Raw genomic sequence first — 13,131 nt, 5'->3', positions numbered from 1 at the left:
TCAGAAGCTCCCGGCCAGGTCGCGCAGTTGCCCTTCGACTGCATCGCAGGAACGGCGGAAAACGCTCGGGTCGGACTCTTCGCCTTCTGCGGCGATCACCGTGACGTCTTCAATGCCGATGAACCCCAACGCGGTCCGCAGGTGCGGATCGGCGTGGTTCATCGCCTCGTTTTCCCCGCCCGGGCCAAAGCCGCTGCCGCCGCGACTGGTGATGATCAAGGCCTTTTTGCCCAACAATAACGGCTGGTACTGGGCGATGCCCTGGCTGTCCTGGGTGATGTCCACGGTATGGCCCATGCGCACGATCTGGTCGATCCAGGCCTTGAGGCCGCTGGGAATCCCGAAGTTGTACATCGGTACGGAAATCACCAGCAGTTCGTGCTCGACGAGCTCGGCTACCAGCTCATTGCTCAGTTGCAAATCGGCGTGCATGGACAACGGCATCGCCTGCGGCTCCGGGTGGAAGCTGGCGGCAATGAACGCTTCGCTGACATGGGGGGTAGACGCCCGGCCCACTTCGCGGCGGGTCAGCTGCGCGTCGGGATTGGCGGTGTGCCAGGCGGCCAGGAACACCTCGGCAAGGCGCCGGGAGTGGGAACGTTCGCCGCGGGGGCTGGAATGGATCGCAAGCATTTTTTTCATCTGTAGGCCTTCACACGCTAGACTCAGGCAACCTGAATGGCTGGCTCTGTTACGCATAAATCTAGAGCCGAGCGGCCTTACTCACAAATGAGCAATAGTTGTTTTGGATGAATTGAATTCATCCATGGAGCCTCACATGTTTGCCTCGCTGCCCCTGACCGCCCTGCGCGCCTTTGAATCGGCCTCGCGCCTGTTGAGCTTCAAGGCCGCCGCCCAGGAGTTGTCGGTCACGCCGACGGCGGTGTCCCATCAGATTCGCTCCCTGGAAACCTGGCTCGGCGTACCGCTGTTCGAGCGCCTGCCGCGCCAGGTGCGCCTGACGGAACGCGGCGAGCGCCTGTTCCACAGCCTGCACGGCGCCTTGCTGGACGTCGCGCAAAGCGTCGACACCCTGCGCCCGCAACGCAGCGCCAGCAATCTCACACTCTCCACTACTCCGGCGTTTGCCGCTCTGTGGCTGGTGCCGCGACTCGGGCGCTTCTATGCCGCCCATCCGGATATCAGCCTGCGCCTGGACACCAACTGCGCCGTGGTCGATTTACAGCAGGATGCCAGCGTCGACCTGGTGATCCGCTACAGCATCGACGACTACACGAACCTCTACGGTTTGTGCCTGTTCGACGAATGTTTCGCCGTGTATGGCTCCCCCGAACAAGTCGCCCTGGCGCGCGAGCGCACCCCGACCCTGATCAGCGTGCGCTGGCACAACTCCAGGCTGTACGCCCTGGGCTGGCAGGCATGGTGCGAAAAGGCCGGCGAAGACTGGTTGCAATCCGCTTCGCCGCTGCGCGAATACGACGAAGAACACTACGCCCTGCAAGCGGCCATCGCCGGCCAGGGCCTGGTGCTGGCGAGCAATATCCTGGTCTCGGAAAGCGTCGCCAGCGGGTTGCTGGTGCCTTACCGGCCACAGGTCCGCGTCAACGGCGCCGGCTACAGCGCCCTGTGCGTACCGGGACGGGAACGGCACCCGCCGGTCCGGGCGTTTTTTGAGTGGTTGCAGGAGGAAGCGCGGCTGTCGGGGCACGCTCTGTAAAATCCGATAAAACTTTTTGCGTTGCCTGGGACTCACAACTTGGAGCGATCACGCCGGCAGAGCGTGGCGCAAAACCGGATTAGTACCAGGAGAATGAGATGACTGACTCACATTTGTCTGACGTAGCCACTTTACGTGACCGCGCCCGCAAGAACGTCGAAAACGGTGCCGTGACCGAAGGTTATGACGCCGACCGCCAGGAAATCCTGCGTCTGCTCAACGAATCGCTGGCCACCGAGCTGGTGTGCGTGCTGCGCTACAAGCGCCACTACTTCATGGCCAATGGCGTCAAGGCGCATGTCGCCGCCGAGGAGTTCCTCGAGCACGCCACCCAGGAAGCCGAACACGCCGACAAATTGGCCGAGCGTATCGTGCAGTTGGGTGGCGAGCCGGAGTTCAACCCCGACCTGCTGTCGAAGAATTCCCACGCGCAGTACGTGGCCGGCAATACGCTGAAGGAGATGGTCTACGAAGACCTGGTGGCCGAGCGCATCGCGGTAGACAGCTATCGCGAAATCATCCAGTACATCGGTGACAAAGACCCGACCACTCGCCGCATCTTCGAAGACATCCTGGCCCAGGAAGAAGAACACGCCGACGACATGGCGGATATTCTGAAGGACCTGTAACTAACACAGCTAACACCGCAAAACCCATGTGGGAGCGGACTTGCTCGCGAAGGCGGTGGGTCAGTCGGAACATTCTTGACTGATCCACCGCCTTCGCGAGCAAGCCCGCTCCCACATTTGGTTCACGGTTTTGTCAGCTAGCCTTTCACTGTTTTAGGTGCCTTGCCTTCCTTCATCTGTTGCAGCAGCGGCGCACACTGGTTCGGCTCATCGCCGCTCGGTGCCACCAGCGCCAGCAAACCCGCCGCCGGGCCGGCAATCACACCCAAGGCAACCATGCCCGCACCACGCAGCATCAGCGGCACCGCCTTCACGCCAGCATTCGGTTTGATAAACGGCCCGTTGACGTACAACGGCGAGCGCAGGGAGAACAGGCGGAAGCCTTTGGACTCCGGGGTAATGGTCAGGTCAAGCTGCTCGCTGGCCATGTTCGCGGTGCCATCGATGTAGATGATCGCGTTCTCGGTATCGAACACAAACAGGCGAGTCGTCGCCAGGCCCGACTTGATGCCGAAGTCTGCGGCCGCACAGTTGATCTTCACTTCCTTGTCGCCAAACAGGCGGCCGACCACGTAGTTGCCGACGTTGAGCCCGGCGATTTCCATCAGTCCGCGGCTGATGGCGCCGTCGTTGATCAACATTTTCAGATCGCCATTCGACGTGCCAAGCAATGCCGCGACGGAGTTGCCGCGTCCGGAAATGTCCGCGTCGCCGTTGAGCTCACCGAAGCTGGTTTTCATCGGCTCGAAGGTCGGGAACAACTGCTTGAGCTTGAAGTTGCGCGCGGTGAGTCTGGCCTGGCCTTCCATCGGCGTGGTGCGCCCGTTGAGACGAATCTGCGCGTCGAGCTTGCCACCGGCCACGCCGAAACGCAGGGGCTCCAGGCTCAACTGCCCGTCGTTCAGCACCAGGTGAGTGTAGAGATCGGTGAACGGCAATTCGGCACTGTGGACGATGCGTTTGCCGGTGAATTCGACGTCGGCATCCATGTCGCGCCAGCGCTCGGTGCGGAACTCTTCCACCGGCAGCACCTTGGTCGCCGGCTGCTTGCTTTCGCCGCCACGGGCTTTTTGCTTGGCGTTGGAGTCGGCGCCGATCAGCGGCGCCAGGTCGGTCATCAACAGCTGGTTGGAGACCAGCGCCCCGGTGAGCTTGGGCCGCGGCTGGCTGGCGACGTAGCCGAGGTTGCCGTGGATGTCGCTGTTGCCGATCTTGCCGTTGAAGTTTTCATACTGGAACGACGCGCCACTGGCCTCATGCAACTTGGCGATCAGGTGGCCGTCGGTGGAATAGGCCGGCGAATCCGGCAAGGTCACGCCGGTCAGCGGGTACAGGTTGCCCAGGCTGCTGCCGGAGAGTTTGAGGCGCAGGTCGAGGGCGCCGAGGTTCATCGGGTCGGTCAGGGTGCCGGCCAGCGCGATGCTGGTGTCGCCGATCCTGGCCTGGGCTTGCAGCGGGAACGGCTTGGCCGCGTCCTGCAAGGCCAGCAGGCCACCGATCTTGCCGGTGCCATCGAGTTTCTGGCCGTGGTATTGGCCCTTGACCTTGAGGCCGAACGCGTAATCCTGCGGCGCCGAGCCTTTTTCCAGGGCTTTCCTGGCGTCGGCATCGCCGACGATCTCGCCGAAGGGGATCGGCTTGCCGAGCAGGTCGATCACGACGTCGAGCTGGGTCTTGAGAGTCTGGTCGTCGAGGGTCACATGGCCTTTGTCGAAGCCGATGGCGCCGATGTCCACCACCCAGTTGGACGGTTCGGCATTCGGGTCCTTGGGGTCGAACTTGAAGGTCCAGTTGGCGCGGCCATCGGCCAGGCGCTGCAACTGCGCACTCGGTTCGGTGAGGTCGATACGCGGGATCACCACGCGCTGGGCCAGCAACGCCAGGGGCGAGATACGCAACTCCACGCGCTTGAGGGTGACCATCTGCGGGGCTTTCGACCAGTCGGGATTGCCCAGGGTCAGGTCTTCGGCAATCACATGGGGCCACGGAATCCAGGCGCGCCAGCCACCTTCATCGGGCTCGCGCTGCCACACCACTGCCAGGTTGCCATTGATGGCAAACGGTCGATGCAACTCTTCGGAGACCTTGGCGTTGAGGGGCGGCTTGATCCGGTTCCAGTCAAAGAACACCAGGACCAACACCACAATGGCGATTAACAAAACGAAGCTGGCGCAGCTCCAGGCGAGAATTTTACGAGTGCGCGTCATTGCACAGGACTCCAGGTTACGACTGAGCGGGCGCTTTGCGGCGCGCGTTTTGACTACAGCTTATATGGCTACGACTGACAAACGGCGCGGGGGTTTAACCCCATTGATGAATTCCTCATAAAAACCGCCTTTCCTGACCAACCAGACAGTTTCAATCATCAACGACGCACCGTTGTTACCCACCATCGTGTCGAAAATACCCACCTCGGTGCAAAAGCGCGGGCTTGAGACGTGCGAGATAGAGCCTTCGCAGGGAACAATCAATTCTGTTGATTATTACCATTGTGTTTATGAACTTTTATATCGACTTATCAAGAGTAGCATTAGCCCTGTACCCAATTTATCGCCCTCCCAAGGAGCAACCCATCATGAAACGCCAAATACTCGCAAGCTTTGCACTTTCCCTCCTGGCCACCAGCGCATTTGCCCTGCCAGCTGCTGAACAGGCAACCCCACAAGTGAAAGCCGACGCTTCCCACTTCAGCCAAACCCTGGCTCGCAGCGGCGCTTCGGACAAGAACAACACCGACTACAACGGCAGCATCACTGAAAACGGTTCGGAACAAGCCAACAAACGTGCTTACACCGAAGGCGTTGCTGAAGGTGGCCGTGATCGTCTGGAACAGAAAGGCCTGGTTGAAGGTGGCGCTGATCGCCTGATGGAACGCAACGCTGTTGCCGAAGGCGGTCGTGATCGTCTGGAACAGAAAGGCCTGGTTGAAGATGGTTCGAGCCGCGCCAACAAACGCGCTTATGCTGACGGCGTAGTGGAAGGCGGTGCTGACCGTCTGGCAGAACTGCATCAAGCACAGAGCTAAGCCCGTGCTGGCCCTGGAAAAAAGCCCGATCAGCCGATCGGGCTTTGACTTTGTGTGAACCGCAACGCCCTTCTCCCTTTTGAAGTTCGACGCTGGCAAAGCTGATTTGCTAGAGTGCGTCGCTGTCCTTGTCCACAAAGCCCGCCTGCCAATGCTGCCCCGCGCCGAACAGAAGCAACAGACCCGACTCGCCCTGATGGACGCAGCCCGCCATCTGATGGAGTGTGGCCGTGGGTTCGGCAGCCTCAGCCTGCGTGAAGTGGCCAAGACCGCCGGCATCGTGCCCACCGGTTTCTACCGTCACTTTGCCGATATGGATCAGCTGGGCCTGGTATTGGTCAGCGAAGTCGGCCAGACCTTTCGCGCGACGATTCGCCTGGTGCGCCACAACGAATTCGTGATGGGCGGCATCATTGATGCCTCGGTACGGATTTTCCTGGATGTGGTCGCCGCCAACCGTTCGCAATTCCTGTTCCTGGCCCGCGAGCAATACGGTGGCAGCCTCGCCGTTCGCCAAGCCATTGGTGCCCTGCGTGAAGACATCGCCAGCGACCTCGCCGCCGACCTGACCCTGATGCCCAAGCTCCAGCACCTGGATGCCGACGGCCTGCACGTGATGGCCGACCTGATCGTCAAGAGCGTGTTCGCCACCCTGCCCGACATTATCGACCCGCCCGCCGAAGCGCTGCCTGCGCACCTCACGCCACAAGCCAAGATCACCCAGCAGCTGCGTTTCATCTTTATCGGCCTCAAGCATTGGCAAGGCCTGGGCAGCACCGAATAACTCAGCGCACGGTGTGAAAACGCTTGGCGGTGGTGTAGTTCCGGTTCCAATAGCTGTTGGCCAGTGAGTCGATGCGCACGCTTTTGCCCGTGCGCGGCGAGTGGATGAACTTGCCCTCTCCTATATAGAGACCAACGTGGCTGACCTGGCCGCGCCCATTGCCCCTGAAAAACACCGCATCACCCGGTTGCAACGCATTGCGCTTGACCGTGGCCGCGGTTGAGCGGTGCATCGCCGAGGTGGTGCGAGGCAGATGAATGTTGGCTTCGGTCTTGAACAGGTACACCAGGAAGCTGCTGCAATCGAAGCCCTGCTTCACCGAAGCGCCGCCCAATTTATAGGGCGTGCCCAACAGCTCGTGGGCGCGGTCGATCACGTTGTCGATAGTAGGTGGCGGCGCGAATGCCGGGGCACGCTGAAGATTGGCCGAAGCAGATGAAATGGCGAGCGACAAACTGACAATGAGTAAACAGAAAAATGACTTGTACATGGTGGAAACCGCTGAAGATTAAATACGGAGCGGAATCCTAATGAAACAGCGCGTAACGCAACGCACGGCAAATCCTGCAAGTGCGTAGGAAAAGTCCCAAGCAATCAAAACTCATAAAAGATGAAAGAAATTTCATGCACCAAGCAATGGAATTCAACGCCGAGCGCCCGGATCCGGTGCTATAAATCCAACCACGCACCAAAATGAAACATTTTGGAATAATTTCCTGCGCCATCAGGTGGCACAAGTCGCCTGCCTACAGGGAATTCCTACTCCCCGCGTGGTTGGCAAGACCCTTGCTCTAGCTTGCTCATCGCTCATAGCTGGAAGCTTTCTGATGCTGGTGATCCACCGCCGAATCGCCCCCCAACCCGTCTGGGCCGCAGAGTTGCTGCTGAATTTCGAAGCCCGCAGCAAAAGCCGCCTGCGCTGTTTCAGTGCCGACGGAGAAGACGTCGGCCTGTTTCTGGAGCGCGGCCAACCGCCGCTGCACGATGGCGAATTCCTACAGGCTGAAGACGGACGTGTCGTACGCGTGTGCGCCCGGCCTGAACAACTGCTGCACGTCACCTGCGGCAATGCCTTTGAACTGACCCGCGCCGCCTATCACCTGGGCAACCGCCACGTGGCGCTGCAAGTGGGTGACGGTTGGCTGCGCCTGCTCGATGACTACGTGCTCAAGGCCATGCTCGATCAGTTGGGCGCGACGACCGAGACCATCGAGGCCCCCTTCCAGCCGGAACACGGCGCCTATGGCGGCGGCCACCACCACTCCCGCCATGGCGACGAAGACTTCAACTACCCGCCCAAGCTGCACCAGTTCGGCGTACGCCTATGAACCCAGCCTGGGCGCTGTTGCGTCTGGCCAGTCCGCAGCTGCCGATTGGTGGCTACAGCTATTCCCAGGGCCTGGAAATGGCCGTGGAGCAAGCCCGCGTGACCGACCCGGCAAGTGCCGGGCGCTGGATCAGCGATCAACTGTTGCTCAACCTGGCGCGCTTCGAAGCGCCGCTGCTGCTTGCCCACTGCCAGGCCGCCGCCGAACAGGACTGGCCACGCCTCGCGCAGTTGTGCGAGGAACACCGCGCCAGCCGTGAAACCCGCGAGCTTTATCAGGAAAGCCGGCAGATGGGCTATTCCCTGCACCAGCTATTGAACGGTTTACCGGAGCTGGATGACGCCGCCCGAGAGTTCCTGGCACAGCGTTCCGAACCGCACCTGGCCCTGGGCTGGGCCCTGGCCGCCCGCGCCTGGCAGATCAGCCCGGATGACGCCCTGGCCGCCTGGCTGTGGAGTTGGCTGGAAAACCAATTGGCGGTGCTGATGAAGACGCTGCCTCTGGGCCAACAAGCCGCCCAGCGCCTGACCAGCGAACTGCTGCCGCTGCTGCAACGAGCCCAGCAGGACGCCAGCCAGCTTGACCCCAATCACTACGGCAGCGCCGCGTTTGGCCTGTCCCTGGCGTGCATGGCCCATGAGCGCCAGTACAGCCGCCTGTTCCGTTCCTAGGGCACTTTATCTTGGAGAATCACATGAACACCCAACCCCTGCGCGTCGGCATCGGCGGCCCGGTCGGCTCCGGCAAGACCGCCCTGACCCTGGCCCTGTGCCTGGCCCTGCGTGATCGCTACAACCTGGCGGTGGTCACCAACGATATCTACACCCGCGAAGACGCCGACTTCCTGGTGCGCAACCAGGCCCTGGCGCCCGAGCGCATCATCGGTGTGGAAACCGGCGGCTGCCCCCACACCGCGATTCGCGAAGACGCCTCGATCAACCTCGAAGCGGTCGACCAACTCAACCGTCGCTTTCCCGGTCTGGACCTGATCCTGGTGGAATCCGGCGGCGACAACCTGTCGGCCACCTTCAGCCCGGAACTGTCGGACCTGACCATCTACGTGATCGATGTGTCGGCCGGCGACAAGCTGCCGCGCAAAGGCGGGCCGGGAATCTGCAAATCCGACCTGCTGGTGATCAACAAGATCGACCTGGCGCCGCTGGTAGGCGCATCCCTGGAGCTGATGAACAGCGATACCCAGCGCATGCGCGGCGGTAAACCTTTCGTCTTCAGCAATCAGAAAACCGGCGTCGGCCTGGAAGAAATCGTCGCCTTCATCGAACGCCAGGGCTTGCTGACCGCAGCCTGATCAACCCCCACAAGGAGCCTGTCCATGCGCCTCAATACACTTCTCGCTGCCGCAGCCTTGCTGCTCACTCCCGCCCTCGCCTTCGCCCACCCCGGCCATGGCGACAACGGCCTGGTGGCCGGTATCAGCCACCCGCTGGGCGGCATCGACCACTTGCTGGCAATGGTCGCCGTGGGCCTGTGGGCCGCTCAACAAAAAGGCTCGGCGCGCTGGGCGCTGCCGTGCACGTTTGTCGGCACCATGCTGATCGGCGGGATGCTGGGCTTTGAAGGGCTGGAACTGCCGGCGCTGGAAAGCGGGATTGCCGCGTCGGTGCTGGCGCTGGGCCTGGCGGTAGCGCTGGCGGTGCGGCCGCCGTTGTTCGTGGCGGTGGCGGCGACGGCGCTGTTTGCACTGTTCCATGGCGTGGCCCATGGTTTGGAGCTGCCGGACATGTCCAGCCCGTGGGCGTATGCCATAGGGTTTGTGGGTGCGACGGCGGTTTTGCATGCTGCCGGTTATGCCGTGGTGCGTTTCCTGCCGGCGGCGGCTGCGCCGTTGGTGCGGGTGGCGGGTGCGGCTTCGGCGGCGACCGGGGTTTGGTTGCTCGCTGCCTGATTTTCGGTGCTCCTGAGGGTCTCTTCGCGAGCAAGCCCGCTCCCACAGTCGACTGCATTCCAACAATGGAACTCGATCGAATGTGGGAGCGGGCTTGCTCGCGAAGGCGGCAGTAAAGACAACACCGATCCCAAGCCTGATACCATGTCGCGCAAACACCCCTGCCGTGACGACGCCAGCCGATGCCCATCGCTCCAAGCTCCGCCCTCAAGCCTCAATTGACCGCCGTGTTGACGCACTTCCACGACCTGATCGTGCCGCTCTGGCAAGGCCCGGGCTGGAATGCCGACCTGGCGCTGCCCTATGAGGCCCTGGACGCCGATCATCGGCCTTTGCCCCCGCAACGCTATCGCGCCATGGCCTGCGCACGGCAGTTGTACCTGTTTGCCAGCCTGATCGGTGAACCCGGCGCAGCCTTTGCCGAGGAGCGCGCCGCCGCGTTGTTCCGTTCCCTGCAACGGCACTTCCACGACGCCGAGCACGGCGGCTGGTTCTACAGCATCGACGCCCACGGCAAGCCGCTGGATAAGCGCAAGGACCTCTACACCCACGCCTTCATCATCTTCGCCTGCGCCCACTATTGGGCCAAGGTACGTGAATCGCTGGTGGAATCGGTACTCGACGCCGCCCTGGAAGTGGTCGCCGAACGCTTCGCCACCGGCGACGGCCTGTACGAAGCGGTGCTGGGACGTAACTGGTCATCCCTCAAGTCTGGCCCTCTGCAAAACCCGCTGATGCACCTTGCCGAAGGTTTCCTCGCCACGTTGGCCGTGCGGGAGGACGCCGTCACCCAAGACGCGTTGCTGGACCTGGCCAACGCCATGCAGAAGCGCTTCATCGACCGCCAACACGGGGTGATGATGGAAAAACCGCTGGGCGCTGTGGATAACTGGTTTGAACCGGGGCATCAGTTCGAATGGTTCTTCCTGCTGGAATCTTCGGATTTGCTGCGGGGCACACCGCTGCACACATCACTGAGCAAAGCGTTCACCTATGCCGAGCAAAAGGGTGTGGATAACCTGACCGGTGCGGTCAGCGGCATGCTCGCCCTGGACGGCAGCGTGCGCGACGGCACCCAGCGCATCTGGGCCCAGGCCGAATACCTGCGGGCGCTGACCTTGCGGCCCGACAGTGAAGCCGTGCTACAACGCCAATTGCTGGCGCTGCAACAACGCTTCCTGCACGACAAAGGCTGGAATGAGTGCCTGGATGCCAAGGGGCACGTGAGCCGGCGGGACATGCCGTCGACCACGCCTTACCACTTGGCGACGTGCTACCTGGGCCTTACGCAATCCATTTGCGGTCCCCGGTAAAACTGATCGTCAGCCAGCGGGCCGCGTCGGGCTTGCCCAACCCTGTGGATATTTCTTCGCGCAGCCCGTCCAGGGTGGCGACGTTATCCACCGGGTAATCCGCCGGCAGCACCACATGAATCTCGATAAACCGCGCCCGCCCGTGCTTCTGCACGTAGGACACGTAATCATCGAAACCATGCCTGGCCTGGGCCGCCTCCATCACTTCGCGCACTTTGCCGTCCAGTTGGTCCGGCACAATCCCCAACACGTCGCGTAGCGCCGGGCGCAGGATCTTGAAGGCCGGCGCCAGCATGCTCAACGCCAGCAGGATCAGGATCAACGGGTCCACATATACCGCCCACTGCCCATAGCCCTGGGACTTGAGCAACAGCGCCGCCAGGAAGCTCACCAGCAGCCCCACCGACAGCATCGCGTCCACCAACCAACTGATGTTGTCGAACTGGATCAGCGACGACTTGAGCGTGCGATTGCGGTAACGCACGTAGAAGAAATAGGCGAACTCGACGACGGTAAACACCGCCGCATAGATGATCACCAGGCCCAACTCGATATCGCGCCCGCCATTGATAATGCCGAACACGCCGTTGAGAAACGCGTAGATGGCGATCAACAGCAAAAAGCTGCCCTCGATCAGCAGCACCATGGGCTCCAGGTGCCAGTAGCCGAACTGGAAACGTTCGTTGCTTTTCTTGGCGATCAGCTTGGCCGTGATCAGCATCAGCACCTTGATGGCGGTGGCGATCAGCGAGAAAAAGCCGTCGAATAAAATCGATTGGGCGCCCGACACCACCCCTGTGACAATCCCGGCGATCGCCACGGCGAACATCAGGATGGTCGATTGTTTGAGCAGCGACTGCTCACCTCGGTTACTCACATATCCTCCTGTCAAAACCTTTGAACCGCACAGCGCGGCGGGGTTTTCAGGGGTGGAGTGTACCTTATGTCCTGTTTTGGCCGATTTGCCGCATATTCAAGCCTGACAAAACCCTGTGGCGAGGGAGCTTGCTCCCTCGCCACAACAGCTCGACGAACTTAGGCCTTGGCGCCGCGCTCAATCGCAAACCCGGCCCAGGTCTGGCTCACTGGCATCAGCTCCAGGCGGTTGATGTTCACGTGTGCCGGGGTGTTAAGCACCCAGAAGATCGTATCCGCAATGTCCTGCGGCTGGATCGGCTCGGCACCGGCATAAGTCGCGTCATAACGCGCCTGGTCACCGGCAAAGCGCACCAGCGAGAACTCACTCTCACACAGGCCCGGCTCGATGTTGGTCACGCGCACGCCGGTGCCCTGCAGGTCGCAACGCAGGTTCAGCGAGAACTGTTTGACGAAGGCCTTGGTGCCGCCATACACGTGGCTGCCCGGGTACGGGTAGCTGCCGGCAATGGAACCGAGGTTGATGATGCCGGCGCCACGGCCGTGGGCGATCAAGCGCGGCAACAGCAGGCTGGTGGTGGTCAGCAGGCCCTTGATGTTGGTGTCGACCATGGTTTCCCAATCGTCGAGGCTGCACTTCGGCGCAGGGTCGGTGCCCACCGCCAGGCCGGCGTTGTTGATCAGCCCGCGCAGCGTGGCAAAGGACGGCGGCAGGTTGGCGATCGCCTCTTCCATGGCCTTGCGGTCACGCACGTCCACCACCAGGCCGAGCACTTCGGTCTGCTTGGAAAGCTCGGCGCACAGGGCGTTCAAGCGCTCTGCGCGGCGGCCGGTGAGCACCAGTTTCCAGCCGGCTTCGGCAAAACGGCGGGCACAGGCTTCGCCAAAACCGGAGGTCGCGCCAGTAATAAACAGCGTATCGGACATGGTGTTCTCCTTGCGGGGCTACGAGGTAAAAAATCAGCCAGCAGAATGCCCGGCTGCCGGGCTGGCGGCAACTGATACACGCTGTGGACACAGGTGAATGCCGCTCATGCTGTACGAAATTCAACCAATCGCCCGAAAGCCATACAGGCCGTGGCGTGCAGCCATGTGCGCGCACCTTATCCACAGCCCCGTCCACAGTCTTTGGGGGCAAGTACAAAAGCTGAAAGCCGCGCTACACAAGGCTTTCAGCGCGATTCAAAAAGTTTTTTGCTTGACCTTGCGCAGCCCGTATGTAGCCCGGTTCAAAACGGTGCAACTAGGACGATGGCTCCAGGCCAGTCATTCCGGCCTCTGCGGCACTCTTTCCAGAGTTTAGTCACAGACTTATCCACAGGCCGTAGTGACATATTCCGGTCATATACCTGTGTCTTTAAACAGGTTGACAAACCCCTCGGGTGGTCACGAAAAATTCACTGATCAATAAACAACCACCACGCTGCAAGCCGCGAAAACAAAGGCCTCCAGCCAGCTACTCCCACGTTACCCACAGCCGGTTCCACAGTGCTTGGGGACAAGTCAAAACTGTGACAAAACAGGGATTTGCGGCGGCTATATGTCGCGCTTTGGCAGGTGCCTGGATTTGTTGTCCACAATTTCAGGAAAGC

General features: G+C 61.3%; 14 protein-coding genes. 9 read left to right on the top strand and 5 right to left on the bottom strand.

The genetic code is table 11. The features are described from left to right. Positions 1-642 carry an FMN-dependent NADH-azoreductase gene (locus tag JV201_RS02730; RefSeq protein ID WP_219406473.1) on the bottom strand — a complete coding sequence of 214 codons (642 nt, stop codon included), beginning with the start codon at positions 640-642 and terminating at the stop codon, positions 1-3. A gap of 124 nt (positions 643-766) precedes the next feature. Here JV201_RS02730 and JV201_RS02725 point away from each other — a divergent pair, with 124 nt between their 5' ends. Then, the gene (locus JV201_RS02725) at positions 767-1,678 is read left to right on the top strand and encodes a LysR substrate-binding domain-containing protein (protein WP_177022489.1); all 912 of its coding nucleotides are present in this window, start codon (positions 767-769) and stop codon (positions 1,676-1,678) included. 98 nt (positions 1,679-1,776) lie between these two features. Continuing rightward, the gene (locus tag JV201_RS02720) at positions 1,777-2,307 is read left to right on the top strand and encodes a bacterioferritin (RefSeq protein ID WP_003217418.1); all 531 of its coding nucleotides are present in this window, start codon (positions 1,777-1,779) and stop codon (positions 2,305-2,307) included. A 137-nt stretch (positions 2,308-2,444) separates the two neighbouring features. Here JV201_RS02720 and JV201_RS02715 read toward each other — a convergent pair whose 3' ends face one another. Continuing rightward, positions 2,445-4,514: an AsmA family protein gene (locus JV201_RS02715; protein WP_003217419.1), complete on the bottom strand. Its 2,070-nt coding sequence runs from the start codon at positions 4,512-4,514 to the stop codon at positions 2,445-2,447. A 368-nt stretch (positions 4,515-4,882) separates the two neighbouring features. Here JV201_RS02715 and JV201_RS02710 point away from each other — a divergent pair, with 368 nt between their 5' ends. Continuing rightward, positions 4,883-5,332, top strand: coding sequence for a hypothetical protein (locus JV201_RS02710; RefSeq protein WP_003217421.1), 450 nt, complete (start codon positions 4,883-4,885; stop codon positions 5,330-5,332). 151 nt (positions 5,333-5,483) lie between these two features. Beyond that, positions 5,484-6,116 (top strand): TetR family transcriptional regulator, encoded by a 633-nt coding sequence (locus tag JV201_RS02705; RefSeq protein WP_003217423.1) that lies wholly within the window; start codon positions 5,484-5,486, stop codon positions 6,114-6,116. 1 nt (position 6,117) lies between these two features. Here JV201_RS02705 and JV201_RS02700 read toward each other — a convergent pair whose 3' ends face one another. Continuing rightward, the gene (locus tag JV201_RS02700; RefSeq protein WP_003217425.1) at positions 6,118-6,606 is read right to left on the bottom strand and encodes a C40 family peptidase; all 489 of its coding nucleotides are present in this window, start codon (positions 6,604-6,606) and stop codon (positions 6,118-6,120) included. 337 nt (positions 6,607-6,943) lie between these two features. Here JV201_RS02700 and ureE point away from each other — a divergent pair, with 337 nt between their 5' ends. The 5 genes from ureE to JV201_RS02675 all read left to right on the top strand — a co-directional run bounded on the left by ureE (position 6,944) and on the right by JV201_RS02675 (position 10,663). Beyond that, positions 6,944-7,444 carry an urease accessory protein UreE gene (gene ureE, locus JV201_RS02695; protein WP_008439076.1) on the top strand — a complete coding sequence of 167 codons (501 nt, stop codon included), beginning with the start codon at positions 6,944-6,946 and terminating at the stop codon, positions 7,442-7,444. Beyond that, positions 7,441-8,115, top strand: a complete 675-nt coding sequence (locus JV201_RS02690) for an urease accessory protein UreF (protein ID WP_219406472.1) — start codon at positions 7,441-7,443, stop codon at positions 8,113-8,115. Before ureE ends, JV201_RS02690 begins: the two co-directional genes overlap by 4 nt. A 23-nt stretch (positions 8,116-8,138) precedes the next feature. Beyond that, positions 8,139-8,753: an urease accessory protein UreG gene (gene ureG, locus JV201_RS02685; RefSeq protein WP_003217431.1), complete on the top strand. Its 615-nt coding sequence runs from the start codon at positions 8,139-8,141 to the stop codon at positions 8,751-8,753. Between the two features lie 24 nt (positions 8,754-8,777). Beyond that, positions 8,778-9,350: a HupE/UreJ family protein gene (locus tag JV201_RS02680; RefSeq protein ID WP_087692463.1), complete on the top strand. Its 573-nt coding sequence runs from the start codon at positions 8,778-8,780 to the stop codon at positions 9,348-9,350. Positions 9,351-9,532: 182 nt separating this feature from the next. Further along, a complete protein-coding gene (locus tag JV201_RS02675) occupies positions 9,533-10,663 on the top strand; it encodes an AGE family epimerase/isomerase (protein WP_219406471.1) in 1,131 nt (376 codons plus the stop codon). Here JV201_RS02675 and JV201_RS02670 read toward each other — a convergent pair. Next, positions 10,635-11,540, bottom strand: coding sequence for a cation diffusion facilitator family transporter (locus tag JV201_RS02670; protein ID WP_102367988.1), 906 nt, complete (start codon positions 11,538-11,540; stop codon positions 10,635-10,637). The genes JV201_RS02675 and JV201_RS02670 overlap by 29 nt on opposite strands. 158 nt (positions 11,541-11,698) lie before the next feature. Next, the gene (locus tag JV201_RS02665; RefSeq protein ID WP_008439080.1) at positions 11,699-12,466 is read right to left on the bottom strand and encodes an SDR family oxidoreductase; all 768 of its coding nucleotides are present in this window, start codon (positions 12,464-12,466) and stop codon (positions 11,699-11,701) included. Between the last annotated feature and the right edge of the window lie 665 nt (positions 12,467-13,131).

The organism is Pseudomonas sp. Colony2, assembly GCF_019382755.1.
GTDB lineage: Bacteria > Pseudomonadota > Gammaproteobacteria > Pseudomonadales > Pseudomonadaceae > Aquipseudomonas.
Note: the sequence above shows the minus strand (reverse complement) of the source record. Positions and strands in the feature narration are given on the sequence as shown.

Coding starts and splice junctions, on each gene's coding strand:
- ureG (WP_003217431.1), top strand. CDS start 8,139: ATGAACACCCAACCCCTGCGCGTCGGCATCGGCGGCCCGGTCGGCTCC.
- JV201_RS02690 (WP_219406472.1), top strand. CDS start 7,441: ATGAACCCAGCCTGGGCGCTGTTGCGTCTGGCCAGTCCGCAGCTGCCG.
- ureE (WP_008439076.1), top strand. CDS start 6,944: ATGCTGGTGATCCACCGCCGAATCGCCCCCCAACCCGTCTGGGCCGCA.
- JV201_RS02730 (WP_219406473.1), bottom strand. CDS start 642: ATGAAAAAAATGCTTGCGATCCATTCCAGCCCCCGCGGCGAACGTTCC.
- JV201_RS02665 (WP_008439080.1), bottom strand. CDS start 12,466: ATGTCCGATACGCTGTTTATTACTGGCGCGACCTCCGGTTTTGGCGAA.
- JV201_RS02710 (WP_003217421.1), top strand. CDS start 4,883: ATGAAACGCCAAATACTCGCAAGCTTTGCACTTTCCCTCCTGGCCACC.
- JV201_RS02705 (WP_003217423.1), top strand. CDS start 5,484: ATGCTGCCCCGCGCCGAACAGAAGCAACAGACCCGACTCGCCCTGATG.
- JV201_RS02715 (WP_003217419.1), bottom strand. CDS start 4,514: ATGACGCGCACTCGTAAAATTCTCGCCTGGAGCTGCGCCAGCTTCGTT.
- JV201_RS02680 (WP_087692463.1), top strand. CDS start 8,778: ATGCGCCTCAATACACTTCTCGCTGCCGCAGCCTTGCTGCTCACTCCC.
- JV201_RS02725 (WP_177022489.1), top strand. CDS start 767: ATGGAGCCTCACATGTTTGCCTCGCTGCCCCTGACCGCCCTGCGCGCC.
- JV201_RS02675 (WP_219406471.1), top strand. CDS start 9,533: ATGCCCATCGCTCCAAGCTCCGCCCTCAAGCCTCAATTGACCGCCGTG.
- JV201_RS02720 (WP_003217418.1), top strand. CDS start 1,777: ATGACTGACTCACATTTGTCTGACGTAGCCACTTTACGTGACCGCGCC.
- JV201_RS02700 (WP_003217425.1), bottom strand. CDS start 6,606: ATGTACAAGTCATTTTTCTGTTTACTCATTGTCAGTTTGTCGCTCGCC.